The 16,337-nt window shown below is 63.5% G+C and carries 15 protein-coding genes and 1 tRNA gene; 10 read left to right on the forward strand and 6 right to left on the reverse strand.

Going from position 1 to position 16,337, the window contains the following annotated elements; translation table 11 throughout:
• The first annotated feature begins 141 nt into the window (after window positions 1–141).
• Window positions 142–753, forward strand: coding sequence for a methylamine utilization protein (locus LDN95_RS15525; RefSeq protein WP_226018508.1), 612 nt, complete (start codon window positions 142–144; stop codon window positions 751–753).
• Window positions 754–757: 4 nt separating this feature from the next.
• Complete coding sequence (locus LDN95_RS15530; RefSeq protein WP_226018509.1) at window positions 758–3,097, forward strand: bifunctional diguanylate cyclase/phosphodiesterase; 2,340 nt, start codon at window positions 758–760, stop codon at window positions 3,095–3,097.
• A 14-nt stretch (window positions 3,098–3,111) separates the two neighbouring features.
• Here LDN95_RS15530 and ung read toward each other — a convergent pair whose 3' ends face one another.
• Window positions 3,112–3,858 (reverse strand): uracil-DNA glycosylase, encoded by a 747-nt coding sequence (ung, locus tag LDN95_RS15535; RefSeq protein ID WP_226018510.1) that lies wholly within the window; start codon window positions 3,856–3,858, stop codon window positions 3,112–3,114.
• A 73-nt stretch (window positions 3,859–3,931) separates the two neighbouring features.
• Between ung and LDN95_RS15540 the strand changes: the two genes are divergently transcribed.
• The 3 genes from LDN95_RS15540 to LDN95_RS15550 are packed head-to-tail and all read left to right on the forward strand — an operon-like array spanning window position 3,932 to window position 5,809.
• Window positions 3,932–4,549, forward strand: a complete 618-nt coding sequence (locus LDN95_RS15540) for a ribonuclease D (RefSeq protein WP_226018511.1) — start codon at window positions 3,932–3,934, stop codon at window positions 4,547–4,549.
• 16 nt (window positions 4,550–4,565) lie between these two features.
• Window positions 4,566–5,219 (forward strand): LPS export ABC transporter periplasmic protein LptC, encoded by a 654-nt coding sequence (locus tag LDN95_RS15545; protein ID WP_226018512.1) that lies wholly within the window; start codon window positions 4,566–4,568, stop codon window positions 5,217–5,219.
• Window positions 5,219–5,809: an LptA/OstA family protein gene (locus tag LDN95_RS15550; RefSeq protein ID WP_226018513.1), complete on the forward strand. Its 591-nt coding sequence runs from the start codon at window positions 5,219–5,221 to the stop codon at window positions 5,807–5,809. The genes LDN95_RS15545 and LDN95_RS15550 overlap by 1 nt, the downstream gene beginning before the upstream one ends.
• Before the next feature lie 49 nt (window positions 5,810–5,858).
• Here the strand turns inward: LDN95_RS15550 and lptG are convergent, their stop codons facing one another.
• The 5 genes from lptG to LDN95_RS15575 form a co-directional block, all read right to left on the reverse strand.
• Window positions 5,859–6,959: an LPS export ABC transporter permease LptG gene (gene lptG, locus LDN95_RS15555; protein WP_226018514.1), complete on the reverse strand. Its 1,101-nt coding sequence runs from the start codon at window positions 6,957–6,959 to the stop codon at window positions 5,859–5,861.
• Complete coding sequence (gene lptF / locus LDN95_RS15560) at window positions 6,949–8,211, reverse strand: LPS export ABC transporter permease LptF (protein WP_226018515.1); 1,263 nt, start codon at window positions 8,209–8,211, stop codon at window positions 6,949–6,951. Before lptF ends, lptG begins: the two co-directional genes overlap by 11 nt.
• A 154-nt stretch (window positions 8,212–8,365) precedes the next feature.
• Entirely contained in the window at window positions 8,366–8,791 is a 426-nt protein-coding gene (gene clpS / locus LDN95_RS15565) for an ATP-dependent Clp protease adapter ClpS (RefSeq protein WP_370631702.1), read from the reverse strand.
• A gap of 153 nt (window positions 8,792–8,944) precedes the next feature.
• Entirely contained in the window at window positions 8,945–9,382 is a 438-nt protein-coding gene (locus tag LDN95_RS15570) for a phasin family protein (protein ID WP_226018517.1), read from the reverse strand.
• 616 nt (window positions 9,383–9,998) lie between these two features.
• Window positions 9,999–11,912, reverse strand: a complete 1,914-nt coding sequence (locus LDN95_RS15575) for a PHA/PHB synthase family protein (protein ID WP_370631697.1) — start codon at window positions 11,910–11,912, stop codon at window positions 9,999–10,001.
• A 143-nt stretch (window positions 11,913–12,055) separates the two neighbouring features.
• On the opposite strand from LDN95_RS15575, the gene LDN95_RS15580 reads away from it, so the two are divergent.
• The 5 genes from LDN95_RS15580 to LDN95_RS15600 all read left to right on the forward strand — a co-directional run bounded on the left by LDN95_RS15580 (window position 12,056) and on the right by LDN95_RS15600 (window position 16,224).
• Entirely contained in the window at window positions 12,056–13,255 is a 1,200-nt protein-coding gene (locus LDN95_RS15580) for an LL-diaminopimelate aminotransferase (RefSeq protein ID WP_226018518.1), read from the forward strand.
• Between the two features lie 118 nt (window positions 13,256–13,373).
• Entirely contained in the window at window positions 13,374–14,216 is an 843-nt protein-coding gene (locus tag LDN95_RS15585; protein WP_226018519.1) for a crotonase/enoyl-CoA hydratase family protein, read from the forward strand.
• A gap of 119 nt (window positions 14,217–14,335) precedes the next feature.
• Window positions 14,336–14,409 (forward strand) — tRNA-Cys (locus LDN95_RS15590).
• Between the two features lie 16 nt (window positions 14,410–14,425).
• Complete coding sequence (locus LDN95_RS15595) at window positions 14,426–15,262, forward strand: sigma-70 family RNA polymerase sigma factor (RefSeq protein ID WP_226018520.1); 837 nt, start codon at window positions 14,426–14,428, stop codon at window positions 15,260–15,262.
• A complete protein-coding gene (locus tag LDN95_RS15600) occupies window positions 15,259–16,224 on the forward strand; it encodes a FecR family protein (RefSeq protein ID WP_226018521.1) in 966 nt (321 codons plus the stop codon). Before LDN95_RS15595 ends, LDN95_RS15600 begins: the two co-directional genes overlap by 4 nt.
• The last annotated feature ends 113 nt before the right edge of the window (window positions 16,225–16,337 follow it).

Below are 16,337 nucleotides of genomic sequence, written 5' to 3' on the forward strand. Positions count from 1 at the left end.
GATACCGTTCCGTCACCGGCACCGCACGCCTCTCTGGCCAGTCCGCACTCAGCGCAATCCGAGACCTCGTCGACGGACGCTTCGCGGTCGCTTGATCGGCCTCATTGCCAACCACCTGAGCAGTTACGTTTTATTGGGCTCATGAAGAATACCTCGGCCTATGCATCTGCGACAGGCGTAGTTGCTGCCGCCGTCCTTTCCATTTCTGCAACCGATGCACAAAACGTGGCCGTGCAGGTGATCGATGCGCGTGGCTTGCCGGTACGCGATGCGGTGGTGGAGATCGCGCCTCCGGTCGGAGATTCGCGCCCCCTCGCGTTTCCCTGGCGCAATGCAATGGCGCAGCGCGACCAGACTTTCGTTCCCGGCACCCTGATCGTTCCGCTTGGCAGCAATGTCGCCTTCCCCAACCTCGATACGGTGCGCCACAGCATCTACAGCTTTTCGCGCCCCGCGCGCTTCAAGATCGACCTGTACAGCCGCGACCAGACCCGCTCCCAACGGTTCGCCATTGCCGGGACGGTCGTGCTGGGGTGCAATATCCATGACCAGATGCGCGGCTATATCCGCGTCGTGTCTACGCCTTATGCCGCCCGGACGGACACCAACGGCTATGCGCACATCGCCGGGCTCGGGGCTGGCCGGTATGCGGTCACGGTGTGGCATCCGCGCATAAGGGCCAACGATGGCGAAGTGCGCCAGACGCTCGCGCTCGGAGCGGCAGCGGCGCAAATTCGCGTGACGGCAAGTTGACGTGATGACCGCACAATTCAGGCCGCTGCTCAAGCGGTTCGGGCGGTTGCGCCAGCGACTGGAGGAATCGCTGCAGGCGCGCATCCTCTTCCTGTTCATCGGCCTGCTGTGCGCGATCATGGCGGTCTCGGTCATAGCTGCGGGCACGGGGATCGCCCAGTTCACACGCAATTCCGCTGCGCGTGACATGGCGGCCAATGCCCGCGTGTTCGATCAGGTGATCAAGCTGCGGACCCAGCATTTGCGCGAATCCGCTACGCTGGTCGCGCGCGATTTCGGCTTCCGCGAAGCGCTGGCGCTGGGCGATCAACCGACGATCGGGTCGGCGCTTGACAGCCTTGCCTCGCGCACCAGCGCCAGATCCGCTGCCGTGATCATGCTGGATGGATCGGTCATTGCCGATCCGGCGATGCCGCTGCCGCAAGGCAAGCTGGTGCTCCCCATGCTCGAAAAAGGGCGGATGGACGGCATCGTGCGGCTCGACGGGCGCTATGCGCTGGCCGTGGCCACCCCGGTCGAGATGCCCGATCTGGTCGGCTGGCTGCTGTTGTTCCAGCCGATGGACAAGGCCGAACTGGCATCGCTTGCCAGCCTGGCAGCCGTCCCGATCGAAGCGCGACTGATCGACCGCGCCGCACGGCCCGCTGCGCTCGCTTCGGCCCGATCCGGTCAGATCCTGCTGCTCGATACCCCCACCGGGCGGCAATTGACCCGCGTGTCAGACCTGCCGGGCCTTGAACAAGGGCTGGCGCCGCAATTGCTGCTGCGCCACTCGCTCGACAAGGCCATGGCCAGCTATCGTTCGTTGGAGTTCATCCTGATCGGGATCGCGTTGGCCGGGGCCGTACTTGGGCTGTGGGTGGCCTTGCGGCTGTCGCGTTCCATCATCAGGCCACTGAACAGTCTGGTCGAGGCGACGCAACGCGTGGCGGCTGGCCATGTCACCAGCGTGCCGGTGTTCGGGCACGACGAGGTCGCGACGCTCGCATCCAGCTTCAACGCGATGGTCGAGGCGATCGACGATCGCGAGCGCAAGATCGTCCACACCTCGCTCCACGACGGCCTGACCGGACTTCCCAACCGGTTGTTCATGATCGAAAAGCTCGATCGGGCGGTCGCCCGCCAGTCCGATCGCGCGCGCACGCTGCTGGCGTTCATCGACCTCGATGACTTCAAGGCGATCAACGATTCGCTGGGCCACCCGCTGGGTGACGCGCTGCTTTGCCATATCGGCAAGGAGATCCAAGCGATTTTCCCCGACGCGATGGTCGCGCGCTTCGGTGGCGACGAGTTCGGCATGTTCCTGTCAGGGCTGGATCAGAATGCCGATTGCCCGCGGATCGCCGCGCGCCTGCACGAGGCGCTCAACCGCGCGACGGTTCTCGATGGGCATGCGATCCCTGTTTCGGCCAGCTTCGGCATCGCGATCGGACCGGATGATGGCCACGACAGCGAAACCTTGCTCAAGAACGCCGATCTGGCGCTGTATCGGGCCAAGACCGAGGGCAAGGGCACTTACACGTTCTTCGAGGCGTCGCTCGACGAACTGGCCCGCCAGCGCCGCCAGATGGAAGTCGATCTGCATCAGGCGATCCGCGAAGGCGGCTTCGAGCTGTATTTCCAACCGCTCTACAGCCTGTCGGAAAACCGCTGCAAGGGATTCGAGGCGTTGTTGCGCTGGAACCATCCGCAACGCGGCCGGGTCAGTCCGGTGCAATTCATTCCCCTTGCCGAGGAAACCGGGCTGATCGTGCCGATCGGCGACTGGGTTATCCGCGAAGCCTGCCGGCAGGCCGCGCAATGGCCTGAGCAGGTTTCGGTGGCGGTCAACGTCTCACCCCGCCAGTTCGCCAACCCGGCCTTTGCCCAGACGGTGGTTCAGGCGCTGGCGGCGTCGGGCTTGCAGGCGACACGGCTCGAACTGGAAATCACCGAAAGCATATTCATCGGCAATGTCGAACGCACGCTGGCTTCGCTGCATGCCTTGCGCTCGCTAGGTGTGCGTCTTGCGCTCGATGACTTCGGCACGGGCTATTCCTCGCTCAGCTATCTGCGCTCGTTCCCGTTCGACAAGCTCAAGATCGACCAGAGCTTCGTGCGCACGCTCGACGACGACCCGGCCGGGCAGGCGATCATCCGCGCGATCACCACGCTGGCGCGCGCGCTGGGGATCGAAACGCTGGCCGAAGGGGTGGAAACCGACAGCCACATGCAGATCCTGCGGCTGGAAGGCTGCGATCTGATCCAGGGCTACCTCATCAGCCGTCCGGTCTCGGCCGGCGAGGTTGCGGCATTGATCGATGGCACAAGCCATCCGCATCTGGCCGCGCGCAACGCCGCTTGAGGTCTGGGCCTTCATCAGTCCTGCTCTAACCGCCAGTCGATCGGCGCTTGTCCGTGCGCTTGCAGAAAGGCGTTGGTCTGACTGAAAGGGCGGCTTCCGAAAAAGCCGGTGCGGGCCGACAGCGGGCTGGGATGGGGCGCGCGCAGCACCAGCAGCGGGCTGCCGATGGCTTGCTCCGCCGCGGCCAGCGCCGGGATGCGGGCGGCCTTTTTCTGGGCATGGGCGCCCCACAGCACGAACACGCATGGCTGCGGCCGCGCGGCGACGGCAGACAGGACGGCATCGGTGAATTCCTCCCAGCCGCGCCCCTGATGCGAACCGGCCTTGCCTGCCTCTACCGTCAGCATGGTGTTGAGCAGCAGCACGCCTTGATGCGCCCAGCCTTCTAGGTGGCCATGCGCCGGGCGCGGCAGGCCAAGATCGCTGGCCAGTTCCTTGGCGATGTTGACCAGGCTGGGCGGTGGCTTGACGCCGTTCGGCACGGAAAAGGCGAGGCCATGCGCTTGCCCCGCGCCGTGATAGGGATCCTGCCCCAGAATCACCACCTTGACCGCATCGAGCGGGGTCAGTTCAAGCGCGGCCAGCCGCATGTCACGCGGAGGGAAGATGGCTTTGCCCGCCGCTTCCTCGGCCGCAAGGAGCGCATTCAGCGCTTGCAGGGCAGGGCTGGCAAGGACGGGCGATAGCGCAGCCGCCCATGAAGGTGGCAACGGACGTGTGGAGATGTTCATCGCGCTCAGCGTAGCGCGGGCGATGGCCATGCGGCAACGCCTTGGCGTGGGATGCGCCCTTGTGTGCTTGCGGTGCGGCGTCCGAGCGCCTAAGCATCCGCCAATGGCCGTATACTTGCACGAAGAAGATCTGCCCGAAGGCGCGTTGGCGCCGGGCGTTGTTGCCGTCGACACCGAGACGATGGGTCTGATCACCACGCGTGACCGCCTGTGCCTTGTCCAGATTTCGGATGGCAGGGGTGATGAACACCTTGTCCGGTTCGGCATCGGCAGTCGGTTCGATGCGCCGAACCTGAAGGCCGTGCTGGCGGATCCTTCGCGGATCAAGCTGTTCCACTTCGCCAGGTTCGATCTGGCCGCGATCCACCACTACCTTGGCGTGATGGCGACCCCGGTCTTCTGCACCAAGATTGCCAGCAAGCTGGTGCGCACTTACACCGACCGCCACGGGCTCAAGGATCTGGTGCGCGAGCTGACCGGCAAGGAAATCTCCAAGCAGCAGCAATCCAGCGACTGGGGCGGGGCGGTTCTGAGCGATGCGCAGCTCGAATATGCCGCCTCCGACGTGCGTTATCTGCATGCCTGCCACACGGTGCTGGTCGAGCGGCTGGCGCGCGAAGGACGCACGGCCACGGCTCAGGCCTGTTTTGACTTCCTGCCGACCCGGGCGCTGCTGGATATTGCCGGCTGGGCCGACCGGGACATCTTCAGCCACGAATGAGCATGGGGCTTCGGCGATGACCAACCGCGCCGATGCCATGCGCACCCGTCGCCACCTGCTGGCGGCACCCGGCGGTTCGCACGACCGCATGGTGCGGATCCTTTCGGTCGGCCTGCCAGGGCTGGTCGGGGCACTGCTGGCGGTGATGGTGCTGACCCCGCTCAGCCCGCGCGGCGAAATCAGTTTCCTGCTCGATCGCAACAAAGTGGCGGTGCTGCAGGATCGCTTGCGGGTATCGAGCGCGATGTACCGCGGACAGGATGGCAAGGGCCGAGCCTTTTCGGTCAGCGCAGGCAGCGCGGTGCAACACTCCGCGCACGAAAGCCTGGTGCAGATGCGGGAAGTCACTGCGCGGATGATGCTCGATGATGGCCCGGCGATCCTCGCTGCCGATGCGGGTGCCTATGACTTTGACCGGCAGACCATCGATGTGCCCGGCCCGGTCGATTTCCAGAGCGCCGATGGCTATCGCATGGTCACGACGGGTGCCGATATCGACCTCAATACCCGCCGCATGGTCAGCAAGGGCCGAGTGGAGGGCCGCATTCCCGCTGGCACTTTCTCGGCCGACAGGATAGTTGCCGACCTCGACAACCGCACCGTATCGCTCGATGGGCGGGCACGACTGCGGATGGAGCCAGGCAAGCTCAGGATGCCAGGAAAGCCGTGATGACACCCCAAAGCGCCCCCGCACTGCTCGACAAAACAAGCCTGCAGCGCGCGTTGCGCAATGCCGCGCTGGGCTTTGCCATATCGGCCGCCGTCATCGCCGGGGCGCAGCAGCTTGGCGCGCAGGCGATTGGTGCCCACAATTCGGATGCGCCGGTGAACTTCGGTGCTGACCACATCGAACTGCAGGACAAGCAGAAGCGTGTGGTTCTGACGGGCAATGTCGACATCGTGCAGGACGAACTGCATCTGACCGCCGCACGCACCACGCTGGCCTATACCGATGCTGCCAAGCTGACGCTCAACCGCATCGATGCGGCTGGCGGCGTGGTCGTGACGCGGGCCAACGAACGCGCCAGCGGCGATGTGGCGGTCTATGACTTCGACCGGCGGATCATCACCATGGCCGGCAACGTTGCGCTTCGTCGGGGCAAGGACACGCTCAACGGCGGGCGGCTGGTGATCGATCTGACCACCGGTCAATCCAGTGTGGATGGGCGCAGCGGTGGCGGTTCGGCGGCAGGCGGTGTTTCGTCGACGGCGAGCGGACGCGTCACCGGCACGTTCAGCGTTCCCAAAAAGACCAACTGAGGCAGCAGAAGGGCCTGAAAGTGCTCTAAACGGCAGACCTGCCGGGGCTCTATTCCTCGGTACGGATGAGCACCATCTCGCCGATCAGCAGGAACAGCGCGAAGGGCGCCCATGCGGCAAGGAACGGTGGGTAGCCGCCAAAGTTGCCCATCGCCAGCGCCGCATTGTCGACGACGAAATAGGCAAATCCCAGCGCCATGCCGATCACCGCGCGGACGAACAATTTGCCCGACCGGGCAAGGCCGAAGGCGGCAACCGCTCCCAGCAGCGGCATCAGCACCGCCGACAGCGGGCCGGACAGCTTGTGCCACCATTTGCCATCGAGCTCGCTGGTGCGGAAACCGGCGGCTTGGATCGCCGCGATCGAGTTCGACAGTTGCGGCAACGATTCGGCATCGGCATCGGTCTTGCGAATGATGACTTGCGTGGGGTCGACACCCGGCGCGAACGTGCGTGGCCCATCGAGCGGGGTTCGGCGTGTGCTCTGCACATCGAAGCTGACGGGGCGATCGAACCGCCAGCCGGGGCGGGCGAACGTGGCGCCGGGCGCACGGACGATCTCGGTCACCATGCCGGTGGGATCGCGTCGGTACCAACTGACGTCGGTCATCCGCATCGCAGCGCCGCTGCCGGTTATGGTGTGGGCAAACAGGATGTTCTGGCCATCCTGCAGCCACACGTTGGCCTTGACGTTGCCATCTGTTGGAACCGGACCATAGTCGGCGGCCTGCCACGCTTTCAACGTGGCGGTAGAGCGCACGACTACGCGTTCGTTGAAGGCAAAGGTGCACGCGCTGGTGATGGCCGCGACAAGGAACAGCGGGGCAAGCACCTGATGCGCCGAAAGCCCGCCGGCTTTCATCGCGATGACTTCGCTGTTCTGGTTGAGCTGCATCAGCGTTATGATGGTTGCCAGCAACACCGAGTAGGGCAGAAAACGGCTGATCAACTGCGGTATCCGCAGCATCACGTAAGTCCACAACTGGGCCTGCCCGTTGCCCGGCGCGGCCAGAATGTGGCCGCTCTCGCTCAACAGGTCGAGCATCTGCAGGATCAGCACCAGCATCAGCATGACCGCGACAATCCGCACCGCGAACATCCGGCCGATGTATTGCGTCATCGTACGCGACGGGAACCACTCAGCCAGCATGGGCAGCCTCGTCGCTCGGCAAAGGCGCGGCAGTCTCGGCCGGGGTCAGCCCGTGCTTGTTCTGGCGTCGTTTGAACAGGCGCACGATCAGCCCCGCACCCTTGGCAAACATCGTTTCCAGCCCACCGATTGGTTGGCCGCCGGGCACATAGGCCAGACGCCAATACATCCACACGATGATCGCGGCAAAGATGGTGAACGGGCCCCACAGCGCCAGCGTCGGATCGACGCGGCCAAGGCTCGACACGTCCTGCCCGTATTCGTTGACCTTGTGATAGGCCACAACCATCACGATCGACACGAACACGCCCAGCGCCGAGGATGAGCGCTTTGGCGGCACCGCCAGCGACACCGCCAGCAATGGCAGCAGAAACATCATCGCCACTTCGGCAAGCCGATAGTTGAGACTGGCGAGGCTCTGGTAGCGCATTTGCGGGGTCGAATTGGCGCTCCAGCCGATGCGCAGCAGTTCGGGCAGGAAGTATTCGCGTTCCTTGTCGCCGCGCCTGCGGAACTGCTCGATCTTGGGCAGATCGATCGGCAGATCGTGGCTGGCGAAAGTCAGCACACGCGGGTTGTTGAGCCGCGGCCCGTCCTGCACGATCTGGCCGTCGGTCAACCGCAGGATCACCGTGTCGGGATTTTCGCGGTTGGCGAAGAATTGGCCCTCACGCGCCGAGATCACCAGAACCTCGCCGGTCGACATCGCGATCCGGGCGAAGATCCCTTGCAAGGAACGGCCTTCGTCGCGGCTGGAATCGACGCGCAGTGCGGTGCGATCCTGCAGCGAGTTGAACTCGCCGACCTTGATCGACGCACCCAGCGCGCCCGATTGGAGTTCGAATTGCAACTGCTCGTAATAGTATCGCGAAAGCGGCTGGACATAGCTGACGATCAGCAGGTTCAGCGCGGCCAGAACCAGCGCGAACAAGTAGGGCACGCGCAGCATCCGGGTGTAGGACAGGCCGACCGCGCGCATCACGTCGAGCTCGGACGACATCGCAAGCTTGCGGAAGGCGAACAAGATGCCCAGCATCAGCCCGAGCGGGATCGCCAGACTGGCATATTCGGGCAGCAGGTTGGCGAGCATCTTGAAGACGATGCCTACCGGCCCGCCTTGCGTCGCCACGAAGTCGAACAGTTTGAGCATCTTGTCGAGCACGAGCAGCGATGCGGCAATCACGAAAACCGCCAGCATGGGCACAAGGACCAGCCGGGCGATGTATTTGTCCGTGGCAGTGAGAAATTTCACAGGCTGCTGATCGTGGCGCTTGTCACAAGAGAAGTCCGGGGCCTAGCCGGGTTCCGCAGTGTGCGGAAGCCGAAAAACGTTGAGCCGAACAATGTACGGCAGTCGAGCGCAAGTGAGAGCTGGTCTGTTCCGAAGGTGCAGGCCGACAGCGCGATCAGGCCTTTTCCAACGTGCACTGCAACGGGTGCTGGTTCTGCTTGGCGAAATCCATCACCTGGTTGACCTTCGTCTCGGCGATTTCATACGGGAAAATACCGCAGACGCCGACGCCCTTCTGGTGAACGTGAAGCATCACCCGCGTCGCCTGTTCCAGATCCATGTGGAAGAACCGCTTGAGCACCATCACCACGAATTCCATCGGGGTGTAATCGTCGTTCAGCAGCAAAACCTTGAACATGCTGGGTTTTTTGGGGCGAGTGCGGGTCTTGGTGGCAATGCCGACCGAGTCGTCCTCGCCCGGACCGCGCTCGCCATCATCGTTGCCAGCGCCGCGAACGGAATGCTGCGCGCCCGCTGCACGGACTGAAAGGGGTCGCGACTCGTCCGCCAGGGGACCGGAAGTGAGGGCACAAAGTTGCATGGTCATGGAAATATCGCATCGCCGGCCCCCATGTTCAAGGGGGCGTGCGGGCAGTGTGTGGCAATACCGGTTGCCGAAACGCAAACGAGCCGAACGGGGTATCCCGTCCGGCTCGCGTGATCCTGTCGCGGTGGCCGCGTACGGCCGGTCCGATCAGGCCGCGTGCTTGATCTTTTCGACCGCGAGGCTGACGCGGTTCGAGATCGGCTGGAACGCTTCGCTGGCGAGCTTGAGGAACGCTTCGCTGTTCTTCGAGCTGGTGGCGACCGCTGCGTCAAAGTGCTTGCGCAGCAGGGCGCTCTGCTTCTCGAGGAATTCGGTCGGCGACTTCACCGTGGTCAGATCCTTGATCTCGACGGTCAGCGCTTCGACGGCCGACTTGCTTTCGGTCACGTAGCCCTTGCCCAGTTCCTGCAGACCGGTGGCGAGGATCTTGCTCGACTCGACGATGGCTTCAACGTTGCCCTTGGCAAACGCGGTCACGTCGCCGAGGTTGGCCTGGCTCTTTTCGAAAGCGGCCTTGGCCTTCTCGGTGGCGTCCTTGATGGCGGACTGGAACTTGTCGGTGAGTTCGGTGGTGGTAGCGGTCATGATGGTCTGTTCCTTGCGGGGTGCCGTCGCTTTCACCGATACGGGTGTGGCGGCTGGCGTTGATTTGGGAGCATTGGCGGCGGCTGGTTTGGCAGGTGTTTTTGCAACTGCCTTTACCGGCCGGGATACGGGCGTCTTCGGAGCGGGCGCCTTGGCAGAAAGCACTTTGGCAGTTGGTGCTTTGAGCTTCGCAGGTGCCTTGATCTTGGCAGGTGCCGCGATCGCTGGCGCCACGTCCGCCTTTGCCGGTTCGCCGGCTTCGCTGACGGCAGGGCGCGCACCCTTGCGAGGACGTCCAACCGATCGCTTCTGCGCAATCGGTTCTGGCGTCGGCGCAGTTTCAGCCGGTTCGGCGACAACTTCCGTCAGCGGTGTTTCAAGCGGTAGGGAACCCCCGCTGTCAATGGCGGGCGCGGGGCCCGCCACAGTGGGGGCGTCCTCACGCAGATCAACCTGTTCGGTCATGTCGGTGCGACTCCTGCTATGCAGCAACGCGCTGACGGTCAGTGGACTCGATCGTCGACCAATGCTGCACTGCACAAAATAGGAATGCGCCCGCAAAAGTCAAGTGAGTTTTGTGCGCTGCACAATGGGTTTTGCGTCCAATTCGGCCCGATCACCGGGACTTTACGTAGCGCCCCGGTGCATCCTCGATGACGGGATCGCCGCGCCCGCCCGGCGCGCGCTTGCCCTTCGCCGTGGTCGTGGCGGGGCTTTGGGTCGTTAGCCAGTCCAGCCAGTCTGGCCACCAGCTTCCCTTGGTTTCGCTGGCGCCTGCGACAAATTCGGCAAAGCTGGCGTGCTCACCGGGGTTGAGCCAGTATTGATACTTACCCGATGAGGGCGGATTGACCACCCCCGCGATGTGACCCGACCCGGCCAGCACGAAGCGGAACGGTCCGGACAGATGCCGCGTCAAGCGCCACACGCTTTCCGCAGGTGCGATGTGGTCCTGACGACCGGCTTGAATGTAGCACGGTGTTGCAATGCGGTGCAGGTCAATCGGCGTGCCATCCACGCTGAGCGCGTCGGGCACCACCAGCCGGTTGTCGCGGTACAGGTCGGTAAGATAGGATTTATGCCACTTGGCCGGAAGGTTGGTGGTGTCGCCATTCCAGTGCAGCAAGTCGAACGCCGGGTACTCCTCGCCCAGCAAATAGTTGTTGACCACGTAGTTCCAGATCAGGTCCGACCCGCGCAGCAGATTGAACGTCACGGCCATGTAACGACCGTCAAGGTAGCCGTCCGCTGCCAGGCTATCGAGCAGCCGCAATTGGCCTTCATCAATGAACACCTTGAGGTCGCCGGCGAGCTCGAAATCGACTTGCGCAGTGAAGAAGGTGGCGCTGGCGACCTTGTCTGCCTGATTGCGTCGCGCCAGCACGGCCAGCGTCGCCGCCAGCGTGGTGCCAGCAACACAATAGCCGATGGTGTGGACGGCAGGCACCTTCAGCCGCGCCCGGACCACGTCGATCGCGTCGATCTGGGCCAGCACGTAGTCGTCCCATAGGACATCGGCCATCGTGGCATCGGCCGATTTCCACGATACAACGAACACCGATATGCCCTGTTCCACCGCCCAGCGGATGAAGCTGTTCTTGGGGTTCAGGTCGAGGATGTAGAACCGGTTGATCCACGGCGGGAAAATGACCAGTGGCGTCTCAAGCACCTTCTCGGTGGTGGGCGTGTACTGGATCAACTGGTACAGCGGCGTTTCGTGCACCACTTTGCCCGGCGTTGCCGCGATGTTGCGGCCCAGTTCAAACGCATCCGGGTCGGTGTGGGTCAGCTGCCCCTTGCGCAAGTCACCCAGCAGATGGTCAACCCCGCGCACCAGATTTTCGCCGTGGGTTTCGAGCGTGCGTTCGACCACCACCGGGTTGGTCAACGGGAAGTTGGCGGGGCTTAGCGCATCGGTGATGACCTTGGTCAGGAACACGAGTTGGGTCTTGCGCTCCTCGGGCAGGCCCTCGACATCGGCGGCCATCGCGTTCAATCGGTCGGCGAGTAGCAGGTACGTCTGATGCAGCAATGCAAAGACGGGCTGTTCGCGCCAGCGCGCATCGGCAAAGCGGCGATCCTTGCGCGGCAGTTCGGGCGCGGCATCGCCGGGCACCGGACGCCCGCCCGAATTGCCGTAAAGCGTCAGCACTTGCGTCCACAGCGTCAGGCTCTCATCCCAAAGCTTGAGCTGGGTTTCGGGCTTGACGATCGGCAGCGCGGCCAGCCAGTCGCGCGTCCATGTGGTCCAGCGAGCCGGATCGGCCAGCCGGGCCAGCATCGGCTCGGCCTTCCCCGCTTGCTCTGCACCGAAATCGAGCCACATTTTCTGCAACTTGGCCGCCGACATCGCCCAGTGCTGCAAGTCGGTAGGGTCTGGCGCGGGGGTTTCGGCTGTGGGCATCAACGGCGCGAACAGCGCGCGCAAGGCTTCGCCTTGCTGGCGGAACAGGTCTTCGACCACGGCCCGACCTTGGGCCTCGTCCGATACGGGGGAATCGTCTGTCGGGGTGTTCTGTCGCTTGTCCATGCGTCCCTCCATCGTGTCCGTACCTGGCCTGTATAGAGCCAATCTGACGGGATGTTAGCCCTGAGGTTTCCTTGAACGAACGATTGGCGTAAGGCCGCCCGGCGGCAATCGGGCCGCAGCCATTATTACGAGTAGTCGGAACCGTGGACGAAGAATTCTACCGCATGAAGCGCCTGCCGCCCTATGTCATCGCCGAAGTCAACGGCATGCGGGCAGCGGCACGCGCCGCCGGGCGGGACATCATCGACCTCGGCATGGGCAATCCCGATCTGCCGCCGCCCCAGCATGTGATCGACAAGCTGTGCGAGGTGGCGCAGAAACCTTCGGCCCACGGCTATTCGGCGTCCAAGGGCATTCCCGGCGTGCGCAAGGCGCAGGCCAACTACTATGCGCGCCGCTTCAACGTCGAACTCGACCCTGAAACCGAAGTGGTGATGACGCTTGGGTCGAAGGAAGGGCTGGCCAGCCTTGCCACCGCGATCACCGCGCCCGGCGATGTCGTGTTGGCACCCAACCCCAGCTACCCGATCCACACGTTCGGTTTCATCATCGCCGGGGCCACGATCCGTTCGGTGCCGACCACGCCCGATGATCGCTATTGGGATTCGCTCGACCGGGCGATGCGCTACAGCGTGCCGCGCCCGTCGGTGCTGATCGTCAACTACCCGTCGAATCCGACGGCCGAAACGGTCGACCTTGCCTTTTACGAGCGGCTGGTCGCTTGGGCGCGCGAGAACAAGGTGTGGGTGCTGTCGGACCTTGCCTATTCCGAACTGTACTATGACGGTCAGCCGACCCGCTCGATCCTCGAAGTGCCGGGGGCAAAGGATGTCGCGGTCGAATTCACCTCGATGTCCAAGACGTTCTCGATGGCGGGCTGGCGCGTCGGGTTTGCGGTGGGAAATCCCAGGCTGATCGCCGCGCTCACCCGGGTCAAGTCGTACCTCGACTATGGCGCTTTCACCCCGATTCAGGCCGCAACCTGTGCGGCGCTCAACGGGCCGCAGGAAATCGTCGAGCAGAACCGCCAGCTTTACCAGCGGCGGCGTGACGTGATGGTCGAATCGTTCGGTCGTGCCGGTTGGGACATTCCCAGCCCCAAAGCCTCGATGTTCGCCTGGGCACCCCTGCCGCCAGCGCTCAAGCACTTGGGCAGCCTTGAGTTTTCCAAGCAGTTGCTCACCCAGGCCGAAGTCGCGGTGGCTCCGGGCGTGGGCTATGGCGAGGATGGCGAAGGCTATGTCCGCATCGCCATGGTCGAAAACGAACAACGGCTGCGGCAGGCCGCACGCAACATCAAACGCTATCTGGTCAGCATGGGCGTGAACGTCTCGGCGGCATGATCTGTGCGCCCGTGGTCGTCCCTTGCGGGCCGCCGCGGGCGATATGCCGTCATTTCTGCCTCGAACGATCCCGCAAAGACACTGGACCGCAGCGGCGTGTCGGGTATTTAATCGCGCGATGAATATAACCGGAGCAGGAGCGAGGGCCGTGGGAACCGAGGCGAGGAAGTTTCAGGATCGCGTCAGCGTGACGATTGCCGATCATGTCGCGCATGTGCTGCTCGACCGGGCCGACAAGATGAACGCGCTCGATGACGCGATGTTTGCCGGCATCATCGAGGCGGGCGAATACCTGCAAGATGCGCCCGGCGTGCGCGCGGTGGTGCTGTCGGGCGCGGGGCGTTCGTTCTGTGCGGGGCTGGACCTGTCGAGCCTGGGCAATGCCGACCGCTGGCAGGGCAATGCTCTGGCCGATCGCACCCACGGCAACGCCAACCGCGCCCAGCAGGCGGCGGTGATCTGGCGCAAGCTGCGCGTTCCGGTGATCGCGGCCATCCACGGTGTGTGCTTTGGCGGTGGCTTGCAGATTGCCAGTGGAGCGGACATCAAGTTCATCACCCCCGATGCCCGGCTGGCGGTGATGGAAGTGAAGTGGGGGCTGGTGCCCGATATGGGCGGCTATCTGCTCTGGCGCGGCAATGTGCGCGACGATGTGCTGCGCGAACTGACGTATACCCATCGCGAATTCAGCGGCGAGGAAGCCGTGGGCTTCGGTTTTGCTACCCATGTCGATGCCGATCCGCTGGCCCGTGCGCAGGCCTTGGCCGCTGTGATCGCCAGCAAGAGCCCGCATGCCGTGCAGGCGGCCAAGGGCCTGTCCAACCGCTGGGCCGATCAAACGTCCGATGAGGTTCTGTTGGATGAAAGCGTCACGCAGATTCCGCTGATGTATTCGCCCAACCAGATCGAGTCGGTGCGCGCAGGGATGGAACGGCGGGCCGCGCAATTCGTCGATCCGTGACCGGTCAAGGCGGGCACGTTGCACCCCGGCATGCTTAGGCGCAAGAATCCGGTTGCGGTGGACGTGCCGCTCGTCTAACCGCGCGTTTCGCCAAGCGACTGTAGCAAGTGCATGGCCGAGGCCCGATGGCGGAGTGGTGACGCGCCGGACTGCAAATCCGTTTACGCCGGTTCGATTCCGGCTCGGGCCTCCATTATTTCCAAAGATTTGTGCTGACCGAAACCGCCGGGACCTCTGCTCCGCGAGCGGCTTCGTGGTGGGGCTTCAGTTCTGGCCGCCTAACATCGGGCGTGCGGGCCGTTGCGCGGAAGATGGGCTGTCGGAATTGCTGTCCGAATTTCTCGCCGCGCCAAAAATTTGGCGTTTTGGCGAAGGATTTTTTCGGTTCATGTCTCTCCGTCAGCGAATGCATTAAAATCACAAGTGGCCTGTGGGAGGGCGCTACGCAGTTGGAAGGGCAACATCACCTTGCGCGGCGCCGTGCTCTTGCGGCGTGGGTTGCGCGCGAGATCGTGCCACACGAGGGGCGCGTGCGCGCGTGGTTTGCGCGCAAACGCTTGAGCCCAGAGGATATTGATGAGCTGATGCAGGAAGCTTATTGCCGAATAGCGATGCTTGATGGCGTCGATCACATCGATTCCGGGCACGCTTATTTCTTTTCCGTGGCGCGAAACCTGTTGCTGCGCCAATTGAAACGGCAACGCATCGTTCAGTTCGAAGAGATCGCCGAGATCGAAAGCTATCGGGATCAAAGCAGCCCCTCGCCCGAGGACCAGGCAGCCAATCGTCAGGCGTATGATCGAGTCAGGGCCCTGATCGCGGATCTACCCGAGCGCTGCGGCAGGATCGTCGAGTTGCGCAAGATCGAAGGCTGGTCGCAAAAGGAGATCGCGGCGCATTTCGGCATGACCGAGAAGGCCGTGGAAAAGCAGGTGTGGGTCGGCGTTCGCGCCGTACGTGAAGGTTGGTTGCGCCAGTTTGCCAAGCCAGCCATGCCCGGCGAAAGCCCGAACGTGGCGCGCGAGCGCAAGGCGGGTGAGCCATGAGCGGCACTCCCCCAGACGATGCGCTGGAAGCAGCGCGTTTTGTCGCGCGGATGGATACCGGGATCTGGAGCGATGCCGATGAAGCCGAACTGCGGGCGTGGCTCTCCAAAGCGCCCCATCGGCATGGCCTTTTGCTGACGACCCATGCGGCTTGGCTGTTGGCTGACGAAACGGCACCGCAAGCGCAGGCCGACAACGCGGATGTGACCGAACCGGTTGCGCCAGGCGCGGTGCGGTTGCCGCGCCGGGCGGTGCTGGGTGGGCTTGCCGCCGCGACTGCGGGCGTGATCGGGTCCGTTCTGTGGTACGATCGCAGCATCGCCTATGCGACCAAGCTTGGCGAGATCCGTCGGGTGCCCCTGGTCGATGGTTCGGTCATGACGATAAATTCCGGCAGCGAAATCAAGGTCCGTATCGCCAAGCGTGTGCGGGAAGTGGAAATCACGCAAGGCGAAGCCTGGTTTGAAGTGGCCAAGGATGCCAGTCGCCCGTTCGTCGTGGCCGCAGGCAAGGCCAAGGCGAAGGCGATCGGAACCGCCTTTTCGGTGCGTAAGCGCGACAGCGGCGTCGAAGTGCTCGTGACCGAAGGGGTCGTGGAAACTTGGTCGGACGATGCCGATGCGCCGCGATTGCGCGTCACAGCCGGGCAACGCGCGTTCATGGGCGAGCAGTCGATCGTCCGCTACGAGGCAACCCGCACGTCCTCTGTGGACCGCGCGCTGGCCTGGCGCGAGGGCATGATCGATCTCAACGGCACGACGCTGGGCGACGCGGCCGAAGAGTTCAACCGCTACAACGACCGCAAGATCGTGATCTCGGACCCATCGATGGTCGGCGAACAGTTTGATGGGCTGTTCCGCATCGGTGACCCAGAAGGATTTGCGCTGGCGGTGCGCGGCTCGCTCAATGCCAATGTGAATATGGATGATCCGCGATGGATAAGGATCGAGCGCGCGCCGTAACGTTAAAAATATCACATCCATCATTAAGCAGAAAAATACGATATTCCGGGGGAAGCGTCGAAAAAATCTGAAACAGAGGAAGGAAAATCCGCCCAAACACCTCTTGGTGTGTA

It is taken from the genome of Novosphingobium sp. FKTRR1 (assembly GCF_020404405.1).
Taxonomy (GTDB): domain Bacteria; phylum Pseudomonadota; class Alphaproteobacteria; order Sphingomonadales; family Sphingomonadaceae; genus Novosphingobium.